Annotated in this window: 2 rRNA genes; both read left to right on the top strand. The window is 52.2% G+C overall.

Annotated elements, in window-relative coordinates:
• The first annotated feature begins 157 nt into the window (after positions 1–157).
• Positions 158–3047 (top strand): 23S ribosomal RNA (locus KW821_RS21320).
• A gap of 125 nt (positions 3048–3172) precedes the next feature.
• Positions 3173–3287: ribosomal RNA gene (gene rrf / locus KW821_RS21325) — 5S ribosomal RNA — on the top strand.

Consider the following 3287-nt stretch of genomic DNA (forward strand, 5'->3'; position numbering starts at 1 on the left):
TGCTCTTTAACAATCTGGAAAGCTGATTTAAAAAGTAGTTCTCAAACATTTGTTACAAGTGCTTTGGAAACTTCTTGGCGAAAACCAAAATTTATTTTTGGTCCTTGTTGTACGACAACAAGCCGTGCCGTTTCGACGACACTTCTTGGGGTTGTATGGTTAAGTGACTAAGCGTACATGGTGGATGCCTTGGCAGTCAGAGGCGATGAAGGACGTACTAACCTGCGATAAGCTGTGAGAAGTCGGTAAGAGACGCTATTACTCACAGATTTCCGAATGGGGAAACCCACCCAGCACAAGCTGGGTATCTATTACTGAATACATAGGTAATAGAGGCGAACCGGGAGAACTGAAACATCTAAGTACCCCGAGGAAAAGAAATCAACCGAGATTCCCTTAGTAGCGGCGAGCGAACGGGGATTAGCCCTTAAGTTTCTTGGAAGTTAGTGGAATGGTCCTGGAAAGGCCAGCGATACAGGGTGATAGCCCCGTACATGAAAACGACCTTGAAGTGAAATCGAGTAGGGCGGGACACGTGACATCCTGTCTGAATATGGGGGGACCATCCTCCAAGGCTAAATACTCCTGACTGACCGATAGTGAACCAGTACCGTGAGGGAAAGGCGAAAAGAACCCCTGTGAGGGGAGTGAAATAGAACCTGAAACCGTGTACGTACAAGCAGTGGGAGCCCTTCGGGGTGACTGCGTACCTTTTGTATAATGGGTCAGCGACTTACATTTTGTAGCGAGGTTAACCGTATAGGGGAGCCGTAGGGAAACCGAGTCTTAACTGGGCGTCTAGTTGCAAGGTGTAGACCCGAAACCGGGTGATCTAGCCATGGGCAGGTTGAAGGTTGAGTAACATCAACTGGAGGACCGAACCCACTAACGTTGCAAAGTTAGGGGATGACCTGTGGCTGGGGGTGAAAGGCCAATCAAACTCGGAGATAGCTGGTTCTCCCCGAAAGCTATTTAGGTAGCGCCTCGGACGAATACTACTGGGGGTAGAGCACTGTTTGGACTAGGGGGTCATCCCGACTTACCAACTCCATGCAAACTCCGAATACCAGTAAGTAATATCCGGGAGACACACGGCGGGTGCTAACGTCCGTCGTGAAGAGGGAAACAACCCAGACCGCCGGCTAAGGTCCCAAAGTTCTGGTTAAGTGGGAAACGATGTGGGAAGGCTCAGACAGCTAGGATGTTGGCTTAGAAGCAGCCATCATTTAAAGAAAGCGTAATAGCTCACTAGTCGAGTCGGCCTGCGCGGAAGATGTAACGGGGCTCAAACCAGGCACCGAAGCCGCGGATTCACACTTATGTGTGAGTGGTAGGGGAGCGTTCTGTAAGTCTGCGAAGGTGTATCGAGAGGTATGCTGGAGATATCAGAAGTGCGAATGCTGACGTAAGTAACGATAAAGGGGGTGAAAAGCCTCCTCGCCGGAAGACCAAGGGTTCCTGTCCAACGTTAATCGGGGCAGGGTGAGTCGACCCCTAAGGTGAGGCCGAAAGGCGTAATCGATGGGAAGCAGGTTAATATTCCTGCACGACTTGTAATTGCGATGGGGGGACGGAGAAGGCTAGGTGGGCCAGGCGACGGTTGTCCTGGTGAAAGTGCGTAGGCGGTATCTCTAGGCAAATCCGGAGATGCAACGCTGAGACACGAGACGAAGCCACTACGGTGGTGAAGCCATTGATGCCATGCTTCCAGGAAAAGCCTCTAAGCTTCAGATTACAAGTCATCGTACCCCAAACCGACACAGGTGGTCGGGTAGAGAATACCAAGGCGCTTGAGAGAACTCGGGTGAAGGAACTAGGCAAAATAGAACCGTAACTTCGGGAGAAGGTTCGCTCTTGACAGTGAAGTCCCTTGCGGATGGAGCAGTTGGGAGTCGCAGTGACCAGATGGCTGGGACTGTTTATCAAAAACACAGCACTCTGCAAACACGAAAGTGGACGTATAGGGTGTGACACCTGCCCGGTGCCGGAAGGTTAATTGATGGGGTTAGCGCAAGCGAAGCTCTTGATCGAAGCCCCGGTAAACGGCGGCCGTAACTATAACGGTCCTAAGGTAGCGAAATTCCTTGTCGGGTAAGTTCCGACCTGCACGAATGGTGTAACCATGGCCATGCTGTCTCCACCCGAGACTCAGTGAAATCGAATTCGCCGTGAAGATGCGGTGTACCCGCGGCTAGACGGAAAGACCCCGTGAACCTTTACTACAGCTTGGCACTGAACATTGAACCTACATGTGTAGGATAGGTGGGAGGCTTTGAAGGCGTGACGCCAGTTGCGCTGGAGCCGTCCTTGAAATACCACCCTTGTATGTTTGATGTTCTAACGCAGGGCCCTGAATCGGGCTCGCGGACAGTGCCTGGTGGGTAGTTTGACTGGGGCGGTCTCCTCCCAAAGAGTAACGGAGGAGCACGAAGGTTGGCTAATCCTGGTCGGACATCAGGAGGTTAGTGCAATGGCATAAGCCAGCTTAACTGCGAGACGGACAGGTCGAGCAGGTACGAAAGTAGGTCATAGTGATCCGGTGGTTCTGAATGGAAGGGCCATCGCTCAACGGATAAAAGGTACTCCGGGGATAACAGGCTGATACCGCCCAAGAGTTCATATCGACGGCGGTGTTTGGCACCTCGATGTCGGCTCATCACATCCTGGGGCTGAAGTCGGTCCCAAGGGTATGGCTGTTCGCCATTTAAAGTGGTACGCGAGCTGGGTTCAGAACGTCGTGAGACAGTTCGGTCCCTATCTGCCGTGGGCGTTGGATGATTGAAGGGAGTTGCTCCTAGTACGAGAGGACCGGAGTGAACGAACCTCTGGTGTTCGGGTTGTCACGCCAGTGGCACTGCCCGGTAGCTAAGTTCGGAATCGATAACCGCTGAAAGCATCTAAGCGGGAAGCGAGCCCTGAGATGAGTCATCCCTGACCCCTTGAGGGTCCTAAAGGGCCGTTGGAGACCACAACGTTGATAGGTGGGGTGTGTAAGCGCGGCGACGTGTTGAGCTAACCCATACTAATTACCCGTGAGGCTTAACCATACAACACCCAAGAAGTGTTCTGGGCCTTGTAGCAGATGAAGAACTACTTACTTAATTCAGTGATAGTGACGAAGCAAACAGGCTAAGTCGTTATTCACGTCAGCTTTCCGAGATTGAAGTTTTTGCCTGGCGGCCATAGCGCCGTGGAACCACCTGATCCCATGCCGAACTCAGAAGTGAAACGCGGTAGCGCCGATGGTAGTGTGGCATTCGCCATGCGAGAGTAGGACACTGCCAGGC

This window comes from Aeromonas sp. sif2416 (assembly GCF_019218665.1).
GTDB lineage: Bacteria > Pseudomonadota > Gammaproteobacteria > Enterobacterales > Aeromonadaceae > Aeromonas > Aeromonas encheleia.